Source organism: Streptomyces sp. NPDC007164, from assembly GCF_040634135.1.
Lineage (GTDB): Bacteria > Actinomycetota > Actinomycetes > Streptomycetales > Streptomycetaceae > Streptomyces > Streptomyces sanglieri.
Genome location: NZ_JBEYFB010000004.1, coordinates 137,796 through 158,507, shown reverse-complemented (window position 1 = coordinate 158,507; position 20,712 = coordinate 137,796). Strand labels below are relative to the sequence as shown.

Sequence of the window (20,712 nt, the reverse complement as noted above, 5' to 3'; positions counted from 1 at the left end):
CCCGCAGATCGGGTCCGGGAGCCACGGGCCGGCGGTTCCCGGGGTGATCCCCGGCCCCAGCAGGAAAAAGGCTTATCCGGAGCTAACGGGCGAGGTGGCTATGGTAGGGGCTCCACTGGACACCACCAGAGCCGATAGGGGAGGTGCGGCTGCGCCTGTGGATCGGAGAGGAGCGCTGCGGCGCTTCCTCGGGTCGGCGGGTGAGCCGAAATCCGTGACCAACATTGCTGACCGTTCTTCCAACGACTCCGCAACGACCGCGACCTTCGCCTCAGATGCGGACTCCCAGGCGTGGACGCCGCCCTCATGGGAAGAGATCGTCAGCACGCACAGCGGCCGGGTCTACCGCCTCGCCTACCGGCTGACGGGCAACCAGCACGATGCCGAGGACCTCACCCAGGAGGTCTTCGTCCGCGTGTTCCGGTCGCTGTCGACCTACACGCCGGGCACCTTCGAGGGCTGGCTGCACCGCATCACGACCAACCTGTTCCTGGACATGGTCCGTCGTAAGCAGCGGATCCGCTTCGACTCCCTCGGCGACGACGCCGCCGAGCGGCTGCCGAGCCGTGAGCCGTCCCCGCAGCAGGTCTTCAACGACACCCACTTCGACGCGGACGTGCAGCAGGCGCTGGACACCCTCGCGCCCGAGTTCCGTGCCGCCGTCGTGCTCTGCGACATCGAGGGCCTCTCGTACGAGGAGATCGCCGCGACGCTGGGCGTGAAGCTCGGCACCGTGCGCAGCCGTATCCACCGCGGCCGCTCGCACCTGCGCAAGGCGTTGCAGCACCGTTCGCCCGAGGCCCGGGCCGAGCAGCGCTCGCTGGCGGGCGCGATCCTGGCAGGGGAGGGCGGAACGGCGTGAGTGGCACAGATCCGACCCCCGCGGAACAACACCTGGGGGACCGCCTCGCCGCGCTCGTCGACGGCGAGCTGAAACACGACGCCCGTGAACGGGTGCTCGCCCACCTCGCGACCTGCGCCAAGTGCAAGGCCGAGGCCGCGGCGCAGCGACGCCTGAAGAGCGTCTTCGCCCAGTCCGCCCCACCGTCGCCGTCCGAGGGGTTCCTCGCCCGGCTACAGGGCCTTCCAGGGGGGCCGGGGGGTGACGACGACGGCCCGGACAGACCATTCGGCGGCTCCGGGCGCTTCGCCGACGGGCTCTTCCCCGTGATCCAGCCGTCCGGCAGCCGCCCGGACTCGCCGGGGAGCCGGCCGCTCGGCGGCTTCGGCTTCCTCCCCACCCCGCACGGCTCGACCGCCGTGCTACCGGGCGGGCCCTCCCGTTCCGGCTTCCGGATCCATGAGGTGGGCCGGGAGGGCGAGCGGTCGCCCTGGCGCGGCCGGAGATTCGCCTTCGCGGCGGCGAGCGCCGTCTCGCTGGCGGCCATCGCCCTCGGCGGTGCCCTGCCCACGGGTGCGGGCCCCACCTCCGCGGCCCGCGCCACCGGCCCTGGAAACGCGGTGACCCCGCTCGACGCGCCCTCGCGCGGCGAGAGCGGCAGCCCGACCGGCCGTCGCGGCGGCGGCAGCCACGGCACGCTCGCCACGAGGGGATCGGGCGAGCGCTCGATCGCCACCGCCCCGTCGACGGCGCCGAGCGTCGCACCGACGGCGTCCTCGGCCACTCCCGCGGTGCTCTCCACCGCGACCCTCGCGGAGAGCCCCTTCACCGCGCACGTCCTGACCAATGTGTCCGCGCCACCGCTGATACGACCGACCGGCATCACCCCGCTCTTCGCCCACGCCTTCGGGCGGCTCGCCACCCAGTCCCCGGCGCCCTCCACGCCACCGTCCGGGACGCAGTCGTCACCACCGCCCTGGGCACGGTCGTCGGCCTCGGCGCTCCCCAACCCCACCGATCTCGGTCTGCCGCTTTCCTCCCGGCGCTGACCGACGGGGTCTGCGCAAGTATTCGCAAACCTGGTTGAATTCCGGGAGCAGTTCCGGGAGGGACGCCCCTGTCGGGGCGTGCAGAGGCCAGTTGCGGCAGTTGCGGGGAGAGCATGGAAGACGGGAAGTCCATCGGGCCGAAGGCCAAGTGGTGGAGCCGGCCCACACCGGGACGCACCACCCGCACGGCATCGGACGGGCCGACCCCCGTAGCGGACACGGCCGCACCCGCGGCCGACCCGATGGACGCGCCGACGGACGCGGTCCCGTCGCCGGACGCGGCTGCGGCGACGGAAGCGACGATCGAGAGCGGTGCCGGGAGCAGCATGACGGAGCCGGAGCAGGAGCAGGCGACGCCCACGGCCGACGCGCCGCCGGCCCCGCCGGCACCCGGGCCGGTGCCCGACGTGCCGGCCGCTCGGCTCACGAAGCCGCTGCACGAGCCCGACGAGTACAGCACCCCGCCCTACGGCGGACCGGGCCCCTGGGCGCCCGCACCCCCCGTGCAGCGACCGGTCCCGACCCCGGCGCACGGCACCCCCGTACCCCCGCAGTACGCGGGGACGAATGGCGCGGGCATCCCCACGCAGCCCGCCCCCACGCAGCCCGCCCCCACGCCGCCCGCTCCCGCCCCCACCGGCTTCACCCCGCCCCCGCCCCACACACCTCAGCAGCCCCAGCCGCAGCAGCCCCACCAGCAGCCCCAGCCGCAGCAGCCCAACGGGGCGTCCACGCAGTGGCTCCAGTACGACCCCTGGGGCGCGCCCAGGCAGCCGCTCACCAACCCGGGCCCGTCGCTCGGGGCCGACACCGGCCGCAAGAAGGACCGGCGCGGCTCGCTCCTGGTCGGCGCGGTACTGCTCGCGCTGGTGGCGGGCGGCATCGGTGGCGGCATCGGGGCCTACATAGAGCGCAACGGCGGCCTCACCCAGGTCGAACTCCCGCAGGCCGGCCGCAGCAGCGGCGGCCGCGCCCCGGACAGCGTCGCCGGCATCGCCGCCAGCGCCCTGCCCAGCGTGGTCACCCTCCACGTCAGCGGCTCCACCGAGTCCGGCACCGGCACCGGCTTCGTTCTCGACGGCTCCGGCCACATCCTCACCAACAACCACGTCGTCGCCCCGGCCGGCCAGGCCGGCGAGATCACCGTCACGTTCAGCGGCGGCGAGACCGCGCGCGGCGAGGTCGTCGGCAAGGACAGCGGCTACGACCTGGCCGTGGTCAAGGTCACCGGAGTCTCCGGCCTCAAGCCGCTGCCGCTGGGCAACTCGGACAATGTGCAGGTCGGCGACCCCGTGGTGGCCATCGGCGCCCCCTTCGACCTCTCCAACACCGTGACCTCCGGCATCATCAGCGCCAAGGACCGGCCGATCACCGCCGGCGGCGAGAAGGGCGACGGCAGCGACATCAGCTACGTCGACGCGCTTCAGACCGACGCGCCGATCAACCCCGGCAACTCCGGCGGTCCGCTCGTCGACGCCGACGCCCATGTCATAGGCATCAACAGCGCCATCCGGGCCGCCGACAGCGGCGCGTCCGAGGAGGGCGGGCAGGCGGGCTCCATCGGCCTCGGCTTCGCCATCCCGATCAACCAGGGCAAGCGGGTCGCCGAGGAACTGATCAACACCGGCCGGGCCACCCACCCCGTGATCGGTGTCACGCTCGACATGAAGTACACCGGGGACGGTGCCAGGGTCGGGTCGAAGGGCGCCGAGGGCAAGCCCGCGGTGACGCCGGGCGGGCCCGGTGCCAAGGCCGGGATCAGGCCCGGGGACGTCATCACCGAGGTCGACGGACAGCGCGTCCACAGTGGTGAGGAACTGATCGTGAAGATCCGCGCGCACCGCCCGGGCGACCGTCTGGACCTCGCGCTGACCCGCGGTGGTAAAGACCTGTCCATCTCTTTGACGCTCGGCTCCGCAAGCGGCACGTGACAGGCCCGGGACGCTACCGCGCGGACAGTTCCGACGGGTACCGTGGGCCGGGTCCGGACCTCGACCGACATGGTCTCGGAGAACACGAAGGGCAACAGGGTGTTCAATGACATAGGCGCACTCGAGCTGGTGACGCTCGCGGTTCTGGGCGTGCTGATCTTCGGCCCGGACAAGCTGCCGAAGGTTATCCAGGACGCCTCGCGCTTCATCCGGAAGATCCGCGAGTTCTCGGAGAGCGCCAAGGAAGACATCCGTACGGAGCTCGGTCCGGAGTTCAAGGACTTCGAGTTCGAGGACCTCAACCCCAAGACGTTCGTCCGCAAGCAGCTCATGGACGGCAACGACGACCTGGGGCTGAAGGACATCCGCGAGAGCTTCGACCTCCGCAAGGACCTGGCCGAGGTGACTGACGCGGTGAACGGCCGCGAGAGCAAGGAAGTGGAGTCCGAGGACTCCCGGGCGGGCGTGTCGAGCGGCACCGCGATCACTGCCGCCAATGGCTCCGCCGGTGCTCCGGACCTGCTGAAGAAGCGTGACCAGCCCGCCAAGGACGACCGGCCGCCGTTCGACGCCGACGCCACCTGACCCCCCGCCAATCCCGGCTCGTCCGGAGGGTATGGCTATTCTCCATCTGTCCGGTTGTGAGTACGCCCGTTGGGGGGCGGGCCGCTCCGGACCCAACGGATCGAGGAGGCGGCCGGGCAGATGGAGACGACAAGTCGGGTGGGCGCGGAAGATGCGCCGAGCACAGTCACGGCAGAGGGGATGCCGGCGGCCCGGCGCACCGTCGACGGCTATCTGGCGGCCACGTTCCCCTGGTACGGACTGGACGGGGCCTTCACCGGGCCGCGCCGGCTGATGCAGGTCGGCACCGCGGCGGACGGCACGGTGCAGCACGGTTCCATCGGTCACGGTGACGAACCGTCGGTCCGGGCCGACGCGGGCGCCGAGAAGCAACGGTTCGCCGTCGTCGTGTCGATGGCCAGCAGCCCGGTGCGGCGCAGCGGCGACGGCACGGGAGTGCTGGACGCGACCACGGTGTCCTCCGCGGCCTGGCTGGCCGGGTCCGGCCTGCTCGCCTGCACCTGGCCGCCGCAGATGGACCATGCGCTGCGCGACGACTGGCTGGACCAGCAGACGGAGACGGCGTTCGAACTCGCCGACGACCTGGACGGCCCCGCGTGGTCGGTGCTCTCACTGCCGGTGGACGGCGTTCCCGTGCCTTTCCATTACCGCGAGTCCGAATACGGCTGGGTGCTGGCCGGATCGGCGCTCGGCGGGGTGTACATCGGCGCCTACGGGCGCGGGATGAGCGCGTACGGCCTGGGCTTCTCGGTGATCGGCGACATCACGACGTACGCCTAGGGTCCGTCCGGCGGACGTACCCCGCGGCACCGAAGCGGTGACCGGCCCCGGGCCGGTCACCGCCCGCCGTTTCAGAACTTGTTGCGCGGGGTGATGCCCAGCGACATGCCCGACAGACCGCGCTGACGGCCGCCCAGCTTGTCCGCGATGGTGCGCAGCGCCTTGCCGGCCGGGGAGTCCGGGTCGGACAGGACGACCGGCTTGCCCTCGTCGCCGCCCTCGCGCAGCCGCACGTCGATCGGGATGGAGCCGAGCACCGGTACCTCGGCGCCGACCGTCTTCGTCAGCCCCTCGGCCACCCGCGCGCCACCGCCGGTACCGAACACATCGACCATCTCGTCGCAGTGCGGGCACGGCATGCCCGACATGTTCTCGACGACACCGACGATCTTCTGGTGGGTCTGCACGGCGATCGAACCGGCCCGCTCGGCGACCTCGGCCGCCGCCTGCTGCGGGGTCGTGACGACCAGGATCTCGGCGTTCGGCACCAGCTGCGCCACCGAGATCGCGATGTCGCCGGTGCCCGGCGGCAGATCGAGCAGGAGGACGTCGAGGTCGCCCCAGTACACATCGGCGAGGAACTGCTGGAGCGCGCGGTGCAGCATCGGCCCGCGCCAGACCACCGGGGCGTTGCCCGGGGTGAACATGCCGATGGAGATGACCTTCACGCCGTGCGCCGACGGCGGCATGATCATGTTCTCGACCTGGGTCGGCTTGCCGTCCGCGCCGAGCATCCGCGGCACGCTGTGCCCGTAGATGTCCGCGTCCACGACGCCGACCTTGAGGCCGTCGGCGGCCATCGCCGCAGCCAGGTTCACCGTCACCGACGACTTGCCGACGCCGCCCTTGCCGGACGCGACCGCGTAGACCCGGGTCAGCGAGCCGGGCCTGGCGAACGGCACCTCGCGCTCCGCCGTGCCGCCGCGCAGCGAGGAAGCGAGCTCCTTGCGCTGCTCGTCGCTCATCACGTCGAGGGTCACGTCGACCCGCGAGACGCCCTCGACGCGGGCGACCGCGTCCGTCACGTTCTTGGTGATCGTCTCGCGCATCGGGCAGCCTGAGACCGTGAGATAGACCGTGACAGCGACCGCACCGTCAGCATCGATCTCGACCGATTTCACCATGCCGAGTTCGGTGATCGGGCGGTGGATCTCCGGGTCGTTCACTGTCGCCAGTGCTTCAAGCACCGCGTCTTCCGTAGCCATATGGACGATGTTACGGCGCTTGCTGCTACGCGCGAGTAGCCCCCGTCAGCGGTCTTCGTCACTCTCGGCCGCGAACAGGGCCCGGCGGTCGTCCAGGTCCTTCGCGAGGTCCTCCAGCTCGGAGCGGATCCAGTCGCGGGTGGCGACCTCGCCGAGCCCCATCCGCAGCGAGGCGATCTCCCGGGTGAGGTACTCGGTGTCGGCGATGGAGCGCTCGTTCTGCTTGCGGTCCTGCTCGTGGGTGACCCGGTCGCGGTCGTCCTGCCGGTTCTGCGCGAGCAGGATCAGCGGCGCCGCGTACGAGGCCTGGAGCGACAGCATCAGCGTCAGGAAGATGAACGGGTACTGGTCGAACCGCCACTGCTCGGGCGCGAAGACGTTCCACAGCACCCAGACGATGATGACCAGCGTCATCCATACGATGAACCGCCCGGTGCCCAGGAAGCGGGCGATCCGCTCGGAGAACCGGCCGAACGCCTCGGGGTCGTAGTCGGGCAGCATCCGCCGGCGCGGGTCCTTCGGCTGGTCGAGCCGGGAGCGGGGCGGGCGCGCGATGCCCGAGGCACCCACCGGCGCCGTCCTGGTGCGTTCCTCAGCGGCCACCGGCCACCCCCTCCTCGCTGTGGAAATCCGTCTCCCGCCAGTCGTCGGGCAGCAGGTGGTCGAGCACGTCGTCGACCGTCACCGCACCGAGCAGCGAGCCGCTCTCGTCCACGACGGGCGCCGAGACCAGGTTGTACGCGGCCAGATAGCTCGTCACGGCCGACAGCGGGGTGTCCGGGGCCAGGGGGACGAGATCGCTGTCCACGATCGAGCTGACCAGGGCGTACGGCGGATCCCGCAGCAGCCGCTGGAAGTGCACGGTGCCCAGGTATTTGCCGGTCGGCGTCTCGTCGGGCGACCGGCACACGTACACCTGCGCGGCGAGCGCCGGGGACAGGTCCGCCTGCCGGACCCGGGCCAGCGCGTCGGCGACCGTCGCGTCCGGCCGCAGGATGATCGGCTCGGTGGTCATCAGCCCGCCCGCGGTCCGCTCCTCGTACGACATCAGACGCCGCACATCGGCCGCGTCGTCCGGCCGCATCAGCGTCAGCAGCCGCTCCTTGTCCTCCTCGGGCAGCTCGGACAGCAGGTCGGCCGCGTCGTCCGGGTCCATCGCCTCCAGGACGTCGGCGGCGCGCTCCTCCTGGAGCTTGCCGATGATCTCCACCTGGTCGTCCTCGGGCAGCTCCTCCAGGACGTCGGCGAGCCGGTCGTCGTCGAGCGCGGCCGCGACCTCGGCCCGCCGCTTCGGCGACAGGTGGTGCAGCGCGTTGGCCACGTCCGTCGGGCGGAGCCGTTCGAACGTGGCGACCAGGGACTCGGCGCCCTGTCCGTCCTCCTGCAACGAGAACCCGCTGACCGCCGACCACTCGACCGTCAGCGTCTCGCCCTTGCGCCGCAGCGCCCCGCCCTTGCCCTTGCGTACGAAGTACTTGTCGATCTCCCAGTCGCGGCGGGCCGGGAGCTGCTGGACGGAGACATCGAGGACGGTGACCTCCTCGCCGGTCTCCACCAGGCGGACCCGCCGGTCGAGGAACTCGCCGAGCACCAGACGTTCGGTGGGCCGCTGTTCGAAGCGCCGCATGTTGACCACGCCGGTGGTGATGACCTGGCCGGACTCGATCCCGGTCACCCGGGTCATCGGGAGGAAGATCCGGCGGCGGCTGAGCACCTCGACGACGAGCCCGAGCAGCCTCGGCGGCCGGCCGCCGACCCGGAGCATCGCGACCAGATCGCGGACCCGGCCCACCTGGTCGCCGTTGGGGTCGAAGACCGGGACACCGGCGAGGTGCGAGACGAACACCCGGGGGGCGCCTGCCGCCATGGTGCGCCTCCTTCTTCCGTGTACGACTTCACCGGCTGGTCCGTTTGGCAGTCAATCAACCGTTATGACGGGATCAGGCTAGCCCGTACCGCTCCGGGTTGCCCCGGTGGAGCCGTCCGTACGGCTCCCTGCCGGAAGGTGTGCACGGCACAGGTACGCTGCCGTCTGCCACCCCCGCGATGCAGATGAGAGGCAGTGCGCCCGTGACCTCTTCCGTTCCGCCCGTCCGGGCCCGACGCCGGACCGCTCTCGCCGCCCTGCTCTGTGCGGGGCTGGCCGTGACCCTCACGGCGTGCGGCGGCGAGGATCCGGACCAGGGGACCAACGGCGTCGGCAAGCTGGAGGCCGGCCAGATCGAGAAGAAGGCCCAGGGCGCGGCGGACGCCGCCGACGCGGTGCGCCTCGCCGGGACGCTGGTGGTCGGCAAGGGCGGCACGTACAAGCTGGACATGCAGCTCAAGGAGGACGGTGGCACCGGCTCCGTGTCTTCGAAAGACAGCACCTTCGAGCTGCTGCGGATCGGTGACGAGCTCTATCTGAAGGCGGGCTCCGGGTTCTGGAGCCACGAGGAGAAGTCCGGCGGCGACAGCGCGGCGGGCGGCGCGGCCGCGGACAAGCTGGACGACAAGTACGTGAAGGTGCCCCAGGACGACCCCACGTACAAGCAGCTGCGCGGCTTCACGGACAAGGAGACCCTGCTCGACGGCCTGCTCACGCTGCACGGCACCCTCAACAAGGGCGACCGGGAGAAGGTCGGCGCGGCCCGGACCGTCCAGATCATGGGCGGCAAGGGCGAGGGAGGCACGCTCGACGTCTCGCTGGAGGGCACGGCGTATCCGCTGCGGTTCGCGCGCGGCGGTGGCGGGGGGACCGTCATCCTGTCGGACTGGGGCAAGGACTTCGCGCTGGAGGCGCCGGCGCAGGGGGACACGGTCGACTACGGGAAGCAGCTGCCCAAGACCTCGTCCTGACGGGGCGGAACCGCTCCGGCCCGGTCAGTCCTTGTCCTTGCGTCCCCGCTTCAGCAGTCGCGGCAGCCCCGCGGGAACCGGCCGTCGCGTGGTCGCGGGCGTCGGCAGCGGCGCCGCGGCCAGCGAGCCGTCCGGCAGCTCCGTGCGGAACTCGCCGGGCGTCAGCCGCAGTACCCGGCACTCGCGCGCCCACCGCTCGGTCAGCTGCTCGGCGTCCGGTGCGTTCAGCCGCTTGCCCTTGAGCTCGGCGACCGCGGCCTCCCACTCCTCGGAGTGCGGGGCGAGCTGCGTCACGGCGGCCGTCCAGACGATCAGCCGGCCGCCCTTGTCCTTGCTGCGCACGGTCACCTCGGCGGCGGACCCGTCGGTGAGCCCGGCCGGCAGCGGCTGCTCGCCGGGGCCGTCCCCGACCAGATGCGCCGCGCCCTCGTGCCATACGTGCCACAGCGCCCGGGCGGGCCCGGTGCCCCGTACCCAGATCAGGCCCGACTTCTTGGTGGCCTCCTCGACGAGGGCCCGGCCCAGTGGCACGTCAGCGGCAGCAGCAGTCATGCCCGAACTCTATGGGAGGCGCACCGGGGCCGGGTTCAGAGCCAGCCGTTGCGCTTGAGCATGCGGTGGATGGAGAAACAGACCACCCCGATGACGCCCAGCACCATCGGGTAGCCGTACCGCCACTCCAACTCCGGCATGTGGTCGAAGTTCATGCCGTAGACGCCGCAGATCATCGTCGGAACGGCGACGATGGCCGCCCAGGACGTGATCTTGCGCATGTCCTCGTTCTGCGCGACGGTCGCCTGCGCCAGGTTGGCCTGGAGGATCGAGTTCAGCAGTTCGTCGAAGCCGATGACCTCCTCGTGCACCCGCGCCAGGTGGTCGGCGACGTCACGGAAGTACTTCTGGATGTCCGGGTCGATCAGCCGCATGGGCCGCTCGCTCAGCAGCTGCATCGGCCGCAGCAGCGGCGACACGGCCCGCTTGAACTCCAGGACCTCACGCTTGAGCTGGTAGATCCGGCCGGCGTCGGAACCGCGCGGGCTGCCCTTCGCCGGGGTGGAGAAGACCTCGATCTCCACCTCGTCGATGTCGTCCTGCACGGCCCCGGCCACCGCGATGTAGCCGTCGACGACATGGTCGGCGATGGAGTGCAGCACCGCGGACGGGCCCTTGGCGAGCAGCTCCGGGTCGTCCTGCAACCGGTGGCGCAGCGCGCGCAGCGAGCCGTGGCCGCCGTGCCGCACGGTGATGACGAAGTCCCGCCCGGTGAAGCACATCACCTCGCCGGTCTCCACCACCTCGCTGGAGGCGGTGAGTTCGGCGTGCTCGACGTAGTGGATGGTCTTGAAGACGGTGAAGAGCGTGTCGTCGTACCGCTCCAGCTTCGGCCGCTGGTGGGCGTGGACGGCGTCCTCGACGGCCAGCGGGTGCAGCCCGAACTCCCGGGCGATACCGGCGAATTCCTCCTCGGTCGGCTCGTGCAGTCCGATCCAGGCGAAACCGCCCTCCTCCCGCACCTGGAGCATCGCCTCGTGCGGCGTGCGGCAGTTGCCGCTCTCCAGGCGCCGCCCGTCGCGGTAGACCGCGCAGTCGACGACCGCGCTGGAGGCGGACGGGTCACGGGTGGTGTCGTAGGCGTTGTGCAGGGCGTTGCTCTTGCGCAGGGACGGGCGCACGGCGGCGCGCAGGTCGCGGATCATCGACATGGCTGGCTCCTTCACGGAGGGCCGTGGTCGGGCACGTGGAACAGCCCGGAATGGGGACGTGTGCTCACGTCCGCAAAGCGGGCGGCACCGCAGCGGCACGACGACGGCGTTCGCTACAGACAGGCAAAAAAGGAGTGCTCTTCCGTCGTGCGCAAAGCCATGGGCCTCGACCGGGAGGCTCGGGAGGCTTCAGATCACCAGGAGAGATGGAGGGCGGAAGAGCGGTTGGTACTGCACGATCGACTTCGATCCATTGCAGCCCCACCTCCTCCAGCCGGTCCCCCTTGGGGGATGACGTGTCGTCGGGGCTGAGAGCGACGCTTCTGCGTGCTGCCCCGACCAGCGGCCAAGACTATCAGCCGACTGACGGCCAATCCCTTACTTTGCCCGTTCCATACGCGTCCTATGCTCGCGGGATGGGAGAAATTCTTGCTCTGGTCGAGGCCCGGCTGCTGACGGCCCTCGGTGAACCGGACGCGCGCGCGGCGGTGACGTTCCTCGGTACGGACCGGATCGAGGTGCTCCGCTTCGTCGACGGCGATGTGGTGCGCTACGCCACGCTCGGCATGTCGGCGCAGCCGATGGCCGACCCGACCGCGGCCCTCGCCGACCCGGTGAAGGGGCCGCGCGCCGAACTGGTCATCTCCGTACGTGCCGGACTCGCCGACACCGACAAGGTGCTCCGCCCGCTCGCCGTACTGGCGGCCTCCCCGCAGGTCGAGGGGGTGATCGTGGCACCGGGCGCCTCGCTGGAGGTCGGTGAGCCGCTGTGGCCCGGGGCGCCGTTCAGTTCCGTGCTGGTCGCCGAGCCGGGCGGTCTGGTGGAGGACCTGGAGCTGGACGCGCCCATGGAGCCGGTGCGGTTCCTGCCGCTGCTGCCGATGACGAACAACGAGGCCGCGTGGAAGCGGGTCAGGGGTGCGCAGGAGCTCCAGGAACGGTGGCTCTCGCACGGTACGGATCTGCGTGATCCGCTGCGTGGCTCCGTATCGCTGGACTGATCCGCCGCGTGGCTCCGTACCCCCGGGCCGATCCGCGCCGCCGGAGGCACGGGAGAGCCCCGCCGCGCGGCCAGGAGGGGAGCCACGGGCGGGGCTGGTGCGGGGGCGGGGAAGGTCAGTCGGCGAAGACCGTGACGCTGTCCTCGGTCGCGTGCTTCGGCTCCAGCTCCGCCGCCTCGTGAGTCAGCGCCGAACGCCGGATCCAGACGACGATCGCACCGGCCACGGCCGTGACCGCGGCGACCACGAACGGGATGTGGATGTTGCTCCACTCCTCGATCTTCGGTGCCAGATACGGGGCGGCGGCCGCGGCGAACCAGCGGACGAAGTTGTAGCCGGCGCTCGCCACCGGGCGCGGTGCGTCGGACACACCGAGCGCCAGTTCCGTGTAGACGGTGTTGTTCATGCCGATGAAGGCGCCGGAGACGACCGTGCAGACGATGGCGGTGGTGTGGTCGCCGTAGCCCAGGACCAGGAGGTCGACGGCGAGCAGCACCAGCGAGGCGCCGAGCACCTTCAGCGAGCCGAAGCGCTCCTGGAGCCGCGGGGCGACCAGCACCGAGAAGACCGCGAGCAGCAGGCCCCAGGCGAAGAACACCGCGCCCGACTTGTACGGCGTCATGTTCAGCACGAACGGGGTGAACGCCAGGATCGTGAAGAACGAGTAGTTGTAGAAGAACGCCGAGGTCGCCACCGAGGCCAGCCCGCCGTGGCCGAGCGCCTTGATCGGGTCGAGCAGCGAGGTCTTCCTGGCCGGCCTGGGCTGTTCCTTCAGGAACGCCGTGATGCAGATGAAGCCGATGGCCATCAGCGCGGCCGTACCGAAGAACGGGTAGCGCCAGCTGGCGTCACCGAGCAGCGCGCCGACCAGCGGCCCGCAGGCCATGCCGAGGCCGAGCGCCGACTCGTAGAGCAGGATCGCCGCCGAGCTGCCGCCGGCCGCCGCGCCGACGATCACGGCCAGCGCGGTCGACACGAAGAGCGCGTTGCCCAGTCCCCAGCCGGCCCGGAAGCCGACGAGTTCGCCGACCGAGGACGAGGTGCCGGAGAGCGCGGCGAAGACGACGACGAGCGCGAGGCCGGCCAGCAGCGTCTTGCGGCCGCCGATCCGGCTGGAAACGAAGCCGGTGACCAGCATCGCCACGGCGGTGATCAGGAAGTACGAGGTGAAGAGCAGGGACACCTGGCTCGGCGTCGCCTCCAGGCCCTTGGCGATGGACGGCAGAATCGGGTCCACCAGGCCGATTCCCATGAACGCGACGACAGAGGCGCCCGCCGTGGCCCAGACGGCCTTCGGCTGACGCAGGATGCTGCCCGCGCCCTGATCGAACGGATCCTCTCCCTGCATGGGTCTTCTCGCTCTCCACTAGATAGTTGCGATATGCATAGAATAAGTTAGAGAACCTAATGAATGCAAGTCACATCTATTTCCGCAGGTGGAGCCGCACTGCGGACGGGTGATCTTCCTTGACGCGGCGACGGTCCTGGAGGACCGTTGGGCGCTATGAGGGGCGAACCCAGTTGCCCGAAGTGCGGAGGCCGGGTCAGGGCGCCCGGTCTGTTCGCCGACACCTGGCAGTGCGCCGTGCACGGCAGCGTGCAGCCGCTCCAGCCGGTCGTCCCGCCCAGCGTCGAAGCGCTGGGGGTGGTGGTGCGCCGGGCCCGGGTCCCGGTCTGGATGCCCTGGCCGCTGCCGGTGGGATGGCTGTTCACCGGGGTGGCGAGCGCGGGTGACGACCGCAGCGGTGGCCGGGCCACCGCCGTCGCCTGCTCCGGCCCCGGGCCCGTCGGCGGCATCGGCGAACTGCTGCTCGTCACCGAGGAGCTCGGTATCGGGCTCGGCGCGCGCTACGCCGGGATCGACGGCCCCGACCCCGGCCCGAGCCTGGACGTCGAGGGCCCGCCGGACGTCAAGATGCTCGCCGCCGGACGACCCACCCCGCTGTGGAACGTCAAGGGCGCCCCCGCGGACCGGGCGGTCTTCGCGGGCGAGGCGCGCGGAATCTGGCTCTGGGCGATCGTCTGGCCCGAGCAGTCCGGACTCCTGATGTACGACGAACTGGTGCTCGCCGATCTGTGCGAGGCCGGGGACGAGATGGAGCTCGTACCCTGCGGGGCGCTCACTCCCCGGCTGCTCGGCTGAGAGGCTGTCGGGTGACCTCTGATCGGGCAGCCACGCCCTGGCACGCACGCTTCCGGCGTTGCCGAAATGCCCTAGTAGCCCCTTCCCCAAGCTCTCAACTCCGTTCGAGCAGGGGAGGCCCCACCCGAGGACATCCCGGCGCCTTGGAATCGCACGCACCAGGCCGCGTCCGCTTTCCGGTCGAAGGCCAACCGACAGCCTCTGAGGGCCGCGGGAGGGGGTCCGGCGCCCTGCCGCGCGCCGGTTATCCTGGAACGTCCCCTTGACCCGCCCCGAGCACTGGAGTAAGCGTCGTGCGCATCGACCTGCACACCCACTCCACCGCCTCGGACGGCACGGACACCCCCGCGCAGCTGGTGGCGAACGCCGCCGCCGCGGGCCTGGACGTCGTCGCGCTCACCGACCACGACACCGTGCGCGGTCACGCCGAGGCGGCCGCCGCCCTCCCCGAGGGGCTCACCCTCGTCACCGGCGCCGAGCTCTCCTGCCGGATCGACGGCGTGGGCCTGCACATGCTGGCGTACCTCTTCGACCCCGACGAGCCCGAGCTGGCCCGCGAACGCGAACTCGTACGCGACGACCGGGTGCCGCGCGCCCGCACCATGGTGCGCAAGCTCCAGGAGCTCGGCGTGCCAGTCGAGTGGGAGCAGGTCGCCAGGATCGCCGGGGACGGATCGGTCGGCCGGCCGCACGTCGCCACCGCGCTCGTCGAGCTCGGCGTCGTCGAGACCGTCTCCGACGCCTTCACGCCCCAATGGCTCGCGGACGGCGGACGCGCCTACGCCGAGAAGCACGAGCTCGACCCCTTCGGCGCGATCCGGCTGGTCAAGGCCGCCGGCGGCGTCACCGTCTTCGCGCACCCGGCCGCCGTCAAGCGCGGCGAGGTGGTGCCCGAGTCGTCGATGGCGCGGCTCGCTGCCGCCGGGCTCGACGGCATCGAGGTCGACCACATGGACCACGACGAGCCGACCCGGGCCAGGCTGCGCGGGCTCGCCCGCGATCTGGGGCTGCTGACGACCGGGTCCAGCGACTACCACGGCAGCCGCAAGACCATCGGGCTCGGCGAATACACCACCGACCCCGAGATCTACGGCGAGATCACCCGGCGCGCCACGGGAGCCTTCCCGGTGCCGGGCGCCGGCGGGCGCGGCCCCGCGTAACGACGCACGCGTCGGGGCCGGAGCACGGACCCGTACACGTACCGCCGTCCCTCCACCTTCACGTTCCACTTCCACGCATCCGGCCGCCGTCATGGCTTCGGGGTGCGTTCCTTCAGGCCGTTTCTCTCTTCTCGCAAGGCTCACTGTGTTCGACGTCGCCGTCTTCGGATCCCTTTTTCTCACGCTTTTTGTGATTATGGATCCCCCTGGGATCACCCCGATCTTCCTCGCACTCACCGCGGGCCGACCCGCCAAGATGCAGCGCAAAATGGCGTTGCAGGCGGTCGCCGTCGCCTTCGGCGTGATCGCCGTCTTCGGTGTGCTCGGCCAGCAGATCCTCGACTATCTGCATGTCTCCGTCCCCGCCCTGATGATCGCGGGCGGACTGCTCCTGCTGCTGATCGCGCTCGATCTGCTCACCGGCAAGACCGACGAGCCGACGCAGACCAAGGACGTCAATGTGGCGCTCGTACCGCTGGGCATGCCGCTGCTCGCCGGGCCCGGCGCGATCGTGTCGGTGATCCTGGCGGTGCAGCACGCGGACAGCGTGGGCAGCCAGATCTCGGTCTGGTCGGCGATCGTCGCCATGCACATCGTGCTCTGGCTGACCATGCGCTACTCGCTGCTGATCATCCGGGTCATCAAGGACGGCGGCGTCGTGCTGGTGACCAGGCTGGCTGGAATGATGCTCTCCGCCATCGCCGTACAGCAGATCATCAACGGCGTCACCCAGGTCGTCCAGAACGCCTGACGGACCTCCCGGACGCCACAGCGCCCCCGTACGGACCTTCCGTATGGGGGCGCTTCGTCTTTGAGCGTCGTCGTGCGTTACGAAGCCGAGTTTTCGGCCGGGCGGATATAGATGCGGCGGCCCACGGCTGCGGCCTGCTGCACGATCCGGTTGACGGAGGCGGCGTCCACGACGGTGCTGTCCACGGCGGTACCGTCGACATCGTCGAGTCGCATGATCTCGAAGCGCATAGGGCTTCCCTTCGTCTGATCCTCCTGCTGGAGAACTACTGGGAGGACGGGTGACCCGTCCGCAAGGATGAGAGCCCAGGACATCCCTGTCCTGCGCTCCACGATGTGTACAACGGCTTGCTTCCTGCAAACATTCCCTACGCTAAGGAAATTTTTTGGATGTCTAAGTATCAGCAGGTCACCGAGCATGCGCGGGCGACAAGGTCCACGACGAGGCCCGAATGAACGAGGCAGAGATCCGCGAGCGCCTGGACCGCACCAACGAGCTGCTCCAGCGCATGCTCGCCGAGGTATCGAAGACCCCCTCGACCCACGCGATCTTCGTGGACGCGGGCTATGTGTACGCCGCGGCCGGACTGCTCGTCACCGGCACCGAGGACCGCCGCTCCTTCGACCTCGACGCGGAAGGGCTGATCGAGGCCTTCATCGACAAGGCCCGGACGATCTTCGCGGACAGCAGACTGCTCCGTGTGTACTGGTACGACGGAGCCAGGCGGCGCATCCACACCGTCGAGCAGCAGTCCATCGCCGAACTCCCCGACGTCAAGGTCAGACTCGGCAACCTCAACGCCAACAACCAGCAGAAGGGCGTCGACTCACTCATCCGCACCGACCTCGAATCGCTCGCCCGGCACCGCGCCATCAGCGACGCGGCACTGGTCGGCGGCGACGAGGACCTGGTCTCCGCGGTGGAGGCGGCGCAGGGCTACGGGGCCCGGGTGCACCTGTGGGGCATCGAAGCGGGGGAAGGGCGCAATCAGGCCGAACCGCTGCTCTGGGAGGTCGACAGCCAGCGCACCTTCGACCTGGACTTCTGCCGCCCCTATGTCACCAGACGCCCCGTCACCACCTACGAGGACGACACCCCCGCGCCCGCGCGCGAGGACGTCCGCTTCGTCGGCGCACAGATCGCCGCGGCCTGGCTGGCCGCCCGGGGCCGCGAGTCGCTCGCCGACCTGCTGCCCGGCCACCCGTACCTGCCGGGCTCCGTCGACCAGGACCTGCTGGTCGAGGCCGAACGGCTGCTCCAGCACTCGCTGCGCGGCCACGCGCACCTGCGGCGGGCCCTGCGCGACGGCTTCTGGCAGCACCTCCAGTCGCAGTACTGAGCCCGCGCGGCGCAGGGCCTACAGGCTGTCCCAGAAAGCGGCGATCGCGACCGCCGTCTCCTGCGGGCGGTCCGTGTTGGGGGAGTGCTCGGCGCCCGCGATCCGGCTGCGGTGCGCGCCGAGCCGCCGCGCCATGTCGTCGAGCAGCGGCACCGGCCAGGTGTCGTCGCGCTCGCCGGAGAGCACATGGACCGGGAGCGGTACGGCGGCGAGTTCGGCCACCCGGTCCGGCTCGGTCGCCAGCCCGCGTCCGGTGGCGATCAGCTGGGCCGGCCGGTGGCGCAGCCAGCGCCGGCGCAGCGCCTCGCCGTCCGCCGACGCCACCTCCTCCGGCGGGTCGAGGGCGCGCATCGCCTCCCAGACCTGGGCCATGCTCAGCGTCGCGAGCGCGTCGCCGAGGACCTTCACCTTGAGCCGCTGGGCCTCGACGACCTCGGCGGGCCCCGACGACATGAGCGTCAGCGAACGGAACGGCGAGGCGTCGAGCAGCACGGCGGCGCGGGCGATCTGCCCGCCGAGCGAGTGCCCCAGCAGATGCACGGTGCCCGCGCCGTCGAGCGCGGTGGCCTGCGCGAGTACGTCGCGGGCCAACTCGCCCTGTGCGTAGTCCTCCTGACGGTCCGTCCCGTCCGTCTCGTACTGTCCGCGGCCGTCCACGGCGACGGTCCGGTACCCGGCGGCCGAGAGCGGTTCGAGGAGCGCCACGAAGTCCTCCTTGCTGCCCATGTAGCCGGGCAGCAGGAGAGCGGTGCCGCGGACGGCACCGGGCGGCGAGGCGTCCAGCACGGCGAAGTCACCGCGCGAGGTGCGCAGCTGGTGGGCGTGGGCGCAGGGGGGCGGGGTGAAGGTGTGCGGCCGGCTCATGGGACGAGGTTAGACCGACCGGCGATTGGGGGGTGGGAGAAGGAGCGGGGTTGGGTGCGTGCGGCTGCAAGGCGGAGGATTGAGGCAGATGGGGTCTCCCCTGCTCGAGCGCAGTCGAGAGCTCGGGGAAGGAGCCATGGTGATTGACGACAACGCCGCAGGCGCGCGTGCCCAGCCCCGCGACGTCGCCCCCCAATCGCCGGTCGGTCTTATGGCCGTGGCACGTACCACGGGCAGCGGGGGAGGTGCCACGAACGCCGGACGGGCCCGAGGAGATCCTCGGGCCCGTCCGGCGTTGTCGGCTGCTGCTCAGCCTTCGGTCTTGGCGGCGGCCGCACGCGGCGCCCGGCGCCGGCGCGGCTTCGTCCCGGCCTCCTCGGCGGCCGAGGCCTCGGCCACGGTCTCCGTCTTCGGCTTGGCGGCCGCACGGGTGCGGCGACGCGGCTTGGTCTCGGAGACCGGCTCCGAGATCGGGGCGATCTGGAAGTCGACCTCGTCCTCGGCCGGCCTGACGACACGGGGACGGCGACGCGGCTTGGTCACCGTCTTCGTCTCGGCGACCGGCTCGAAGACCGGGGCGATCTGGAAGTCGACCTCGGTCTCGGCCGGCTTGACCACACGGGCCCGGCGGCGGCGCGGCTTGGTCTCGGCCACTGGCTCGGCCTCGGCCTCGGCCGGCGCGGCCTTGGCCGCCTTCGGCTCCACCACGACCTCGACCACGGCCTCCACCGTGCTCACCACGGCCTCGGCGGCGGCCTCCGCTCCACCGACCCGGGTGCGGCGACGGCGACGCGGCGTACGCGGCTCCGCCGTGGCGTCGCCGGCCTCGGTGGCCGGGGCCGGCACCGCGGCGGCGGACGCCGCGTCGGAGACGGTGGAGCCGCCCCGGGTGCGACGGCGCTGACGCGGCGTGCGCGGCGCGCGCTCCTCGCGGACGGCGGGCGCCGAAGCCGCGGCGGACTTGCGGCCGCGGCCGCCCGTCTCGCCGAGGTCCTCGATCTCCTCGGCCCGTAGACCCGCCCGGGTCCGCTCGGCGCGCGGCAGGACACCCTTGGTGCCGGCCGGGATGTCGAGCTCCTCGAAGAGGTGCGGCGAGGTGGAGTAGGTCTCGACCGGGTCGTTGAACTTCAGGTCGAGCGCCTTGTTGATCAGCTGCCAGCGCGGGATGTCGTCCCAGTCGACCAGCGTGACCGCGATGCCCTTGGCGCCCGCGCGACCGGTCCGGCCGACGCGGTGGAGGTACGTCTTCTCGTCCTCCGGCGACTGGTAGTTGATGACGTGGGTCACACCTTCGACATCGATACCGCGCGCCGCGACATCGGTGCAGACGAGCACGTCCACCTTGCCGTTGCGGAAGGCGCGCAGCGCCTGCTCACGGGCGCCCTGGCCGAGGTCGCCGTGGACCGCGCCGGACGCGAAGCCGCGCTTCTCCAGCTGCTCGGCGATGTCGGCCGCCGTGCGCTTGGTACGGCAGAAGATCATCGCGAGCCCGCGGCCGTTGGCCTGCAGGATGCGGGAGACCATCTCCGGCTTGTCCATCGAGTGGGCCCGGAAGACGTGCTGCGAGATGTTCGCGACGGTCGCGCCCTCGTCGTCGGGCGAGGTGGCGCGGATGTGCGTCGGCTGCGACATGTAGCGGCGCGCGAGGCCGATGACGGCGCCCGGCATCGTCGCCGAGAACAGCATCGTCTGGCGCGTCGCCGGAAGCATCGTGATGATCTTCTCGACGTCGGGCAGGAAGCCCAGGTCGAGCATCTCGTCGGCCTCGTCGAGCACCAGCGAACGGACGTGCGAGAGGTCGAGCTTGCGCTGTCCGGCCAGGTCGAGCAGCCGGCCCGGGGTGCCGACGATCACGTCGACGCCCTTCTTCAGGGCCTCGACCTGCGGCTCGTACGCACGACCGCCGTAGATCGCGAGAACGCGGACGTTGCGCACCTTGCCGGCGGTCAGCAGGTCGTTGGTGACCTGCTGGCAGAGCTCACGGGTGGGGACGACGACCAGCGCCTGCGGCGCCTCGGTCAGCTCCTCGGGCTTCGCCCGGCCGGCCTCGACGTCGGCGGGGACGGTGACGCGCTCCAGCAGCGGCAGACCGAAACCGAGGGTCTTGCCGGTGCCGGTCTTGGCCTGGCCGATGACATCGGAGCCGGAGAGCGCGACGGGGAGCGTCATCTCCTGGATGGGGAACGGGGACACAATGCCGACGGCCTCAAGGGCCTCGGCCGTCTCGGGAAGAATCCCGAGTTCACGAAACGTAGTCAGGGTGCTGCCTCTTCTGTGAGACGCGGCCCGAGGCGAACGCTGGGGGTCGTACCGTGCCGGGGTTGGTCATCCGGCCGTGGATGGGCCGGGTGGCGCGGGACCACTGCCGTCGCTCGAGCGCTCGTGCCGCTGAGGGGGCCCCTCATCTGCGGTCGTACGTGTCGTACGCCCCGCGTGGAGGGCTGTCGGGTCGGAGCCGATCGGGCCACCGACCGGGCATCCTCATTCGTTTTCACCATTTTCACGCCACCGGTACATCCAAA

20 protein-coding genes are annotated in these 20,712 nt (G+C 71.1%); 11 read left to right on the top strand and 9 right to left on the bottom strand.

The annotated features are described in order from the left end of the window. Positions 1-100: 100 nt before the first annotated feature. From sigE to ABZ622_RS09380, 5 genes are all read left to right on the top strand, one after another. Entirely contained in the window at positions 101-862 is a 762-nt protein-coding gene (sigE, locus tag ABZ622_RS09400; RefSeq protein ID WP_360541767.1) for an RNA polymerase sigma factor SigE, read from the top strand. After that, on the top strand, positions 859-1,890 hold the full coding sequence (locus ABZ622_RS09395) for a zf-HC2 domain-containing protein (protein WP_360541766.1): 1,032 nt from the start codon (positions 859-861) through the stop codon (positions 1,888-1,890). Before sigE ends, ABZ622_RS09395 begins: the two co-directional genes overlap by 4 nt. Positions 1,891-2,003: 113 nt before the next feature. Further along, on the top strand, positions 2,004-3,821 hold the full coding sequence (locus ABZ622_RS09390) for a trypsin-like peptidase domain-containing protein (protein WP_360541765.1): 1,818 nt from the start codon (positions 2,004-2,006) through the stop codon (positions 3,819-3,821). A gap of 99 nt (positions 3,822-3,920) precedes the next feature. Continuing rightward, positions 3,921-4,406, top strand: a complete 486-nt coding sequence (locus ABZ622_RS09385; protein WP_360541916.1) for a sec-independent translocase — start codon at positions 3,921-3,923, stop codon at positions 4,404-4,406. Positions 4,407-4,526: 120 nt separating this feature from the next. After that, a complete protein-coding gene (locus tag ABZ622_RS09380; protein ID WP_360541764.1) occupies positions 4,527-5,186 on the top strand; it encodes a hypothetical protein in 660 nt (219 codons plus the stop codon). Between the two features lie 71 nt (positions 5,187-5,257). Here the strand turns inward: ABZ622_RS09380 and ABZ622_RS09375 are convergent, their stop codons facing one another. From ABZ622_RS09375 to ABZ622_RS09365, 3 genes are read right to left on the bottom strand one after another with little or no spacing between them, the layout of a single operon-like run. Beyond that, entirely contained in the window at positions 5,258-6,391 is a 1,134-nt protein-coding gene (locus tag ABZ622_RS09375) for an Mrp/NBP35 family ATP-binding protein (RefSeq protein ID WP_360541763.1), read from the bottom strand. A 45-nt stretch (positions 6,392-6,436) separates the two neighbouring features. Further along, positions 6,437-6,994: a DUF1003 domain-containing protein gene (locus ABZ622_RS09370; protein WP_360541762.1), complete on the bottom strand. Its 558-nt coding sequence runs from the start codon at positions 6,992-6,994 to the stop codon at positions 6,437-6,439. Then, the gene (locus ABZ622_RS09365; RefSeq protein ID WP_360541761.1) at positions 6,984-8,258 is read right to left on the bottom strand and encodes a CBS domain-containing protein; all 1,275 of its coding nucleotides are present in this window, start codon (positions 8,256-8,258) and stop codon (positions 6,984-6,986) included. The genes ABZ622_RS09370 and ABZ622_RS09365 overlap by 11 nt, the downstream gene beginning before the upstream one ends. A gap of 203 nt (positions 8,259-8,461) precedes the next feature. Here ABZ622_RS09365 and ABZ622_RS09360 point away from each other — a divergent pair, with 203 nt between their 5' ends. Then, the gene (locus ABZ622_RS09360; RefSeq protein ID WP_360541760.1) at positions 8,462-9,229 is read left to right on the top strand and encodes a hypothetical protein; all 768 of its coding nucleotides are present in this window, start codon (positions 8,462-8,464) and stop codon (positions 9,227-9,229) included. 24 nt (positions 9,230-9,253) lie between these two features. Here the strand turns inward: ABZ622_RS09360 and ABZ622_RS09355 are convergent, their stop codons facing one another. Together ABZ622_RS09355 and ABZ622_RS09350 are read right to left on the bottom strand one after the other, a co-directional pair. Beyond that, positions 9,254-9,781 carry a hypothetical protein gene (locus ABZ622_RS09355; protein WP_360541759.1) on the bottom strand — a complete coding sequence of 176 codons (528 nt, stop codon included), beginning with the start codon at positions 9,779-9,781 and terminating at the stop codon, positions 9,254-9,256. Between the two features lie 35 nt (positions 9,782-9,816). Continuing rightward, positions 9,817-10,932 carry a magnesium and cobalt transport protein CorA gene (locus tag ABZ622_RS09350; protein ID WP_360541758.1) on the bottom strand — a complete coding sequence of 372 codons (1,116 nt, stop codon included), beginning with the start codon at positions 10,930-10,932 and terminating at the stop codon, positions 9,817-9,819. A gap of 416 nt (positions 10,933-11,348) precedes the next feature. Here ABZ622_RS09350 and ABZ622_RS09345 point away from each other — a divergent pair, with 416 nt between their 5' ends. Further along, a complete protein-coding gene (locus tag ABZ622_RS09345) occupies positions 11,349-11,933 on the top strand; it encodes a suppressor of fused domain protein (protein WP_360541757.1) in 585 nt (194 codons plus the stop codon). A gap of 115 nt (positions 11,934-12,048) precedes the next feature. Here ABZ622_RS09345 and ABZ622_RS09340 read toward each other — a convergent pair whose 3' ends face one another. Then, positions 12,049-13,281, bottom strand: coding sequence for an MFS transporter (locus ABZ622_RS09340; RefSeq protein WP_360541756.1), 1,233 nt, complete (start codon positions 13,279-13,281; stop codon positions 12,049-12,051). 156 nt (positions 13,282-13,437) lie between these two features. Between ABZ622_RS09340 and ABZ622_RS09335 the strand changes: the two genes are divergently transcribed. The 3 genes from ABZ622_RS09335 to ABZ622_RS09325 all read left to right on the top strand — a co-directional run bounded on the left by ABZ622_RS09335 (position 13,438) and on the right by ABZ622_RS09325 (position 15,987). Further along, complete coding sequence (locus tag ABZ622_RS09335) at positions 13,438-14,076, top strand: DUF6758 family protein (protein WP_360541755.1); 639 nt, start codon at positions 13,438-13,440, stop codon at positions 14,074-14,076. A gap of 293 nt (positions 14,077-14,369) precedes the next feature. Then, positions 14,370-15,236 (top strand): PHP domain-containing protein, encoded by an 867-nt coding sequence (locus tag ABZ622_RS09330; protein WP_360541754.1) that lies wholly within the window; start codon positions 14,370-14,372, stop codon positions 15,234-15,236. Positions 15,237-15,381: 145 nt separating this feature from the next. Then, entirely contained in the window at positions 15,382-15,987 is a 606-nt protein-coding gene (locus ABZ622_RS09325; RefSeq protein ID WP_266912492.1) for a MarC family protein, read from the top strand. 77 nt (positions 15,988-16,064) lie between these two features. On the opposite strand, the gene ABZ622_RS09320 is transcribed toward ABZ622_RS09325, so the two are convergent. Next, positions 16,065-16,217, bottom strand: coding sequence for a hypothetical protein (locus tag ABZ622_RS09320; protein ID WP_266912490.1), 153 nt, complete (start codon positions 16,215-16,217; stop codon positions 16,065-16,067). Between the two features lie 221 nt (positions 16,218-16,438). Here ABZ622_RS09320 and ABZ622_RS09315 point away from each other — a divergent pair, with 221 nt between their 5' ends. Next, complete coding sequence (locus tag ABZ622_RS09315; protein ID WP_124716541.1) at positions 16,439-17,326, top strand: NYN domain-containing protein; 888 nt, start codon at positions 16,439-16,441, stop codon at positions 17,324-17,326. Between the two features lie 18 nt (positions 17,327-17,344). Here ABZ622_RS09315 and ABZ622_RS09310 read toward each other — a convergent pair whose 3' ends face one another. Next, positions 17,345-18,190 carry an alpha/beta hydrolase gene (locus ABZ622_RS09310; protein WP_360541753.1) on the bottom strand — a complete coding sequence of 282 codons (846 nt, stop codon included), beginning with the start codon at positions 18,188-18,190 and terminating at the stop codon, positions 17,345-17,347. 309 nt (positions 18,191-18,499) lie between these two features. Next, positions 18,500-20,359: a DEAD/DEAH box helicase gene (locus tag ABZ622_RS09305; protein ID WP_360541752.1), complete on the bottom strand. Its 1,860-nt coding sequence runs from the start codon at positions 20,357-20,359 to the stop codon at positions 18,500-18,502. Positions 20,360-20,712: the final 353 nt, after the last annotated feature.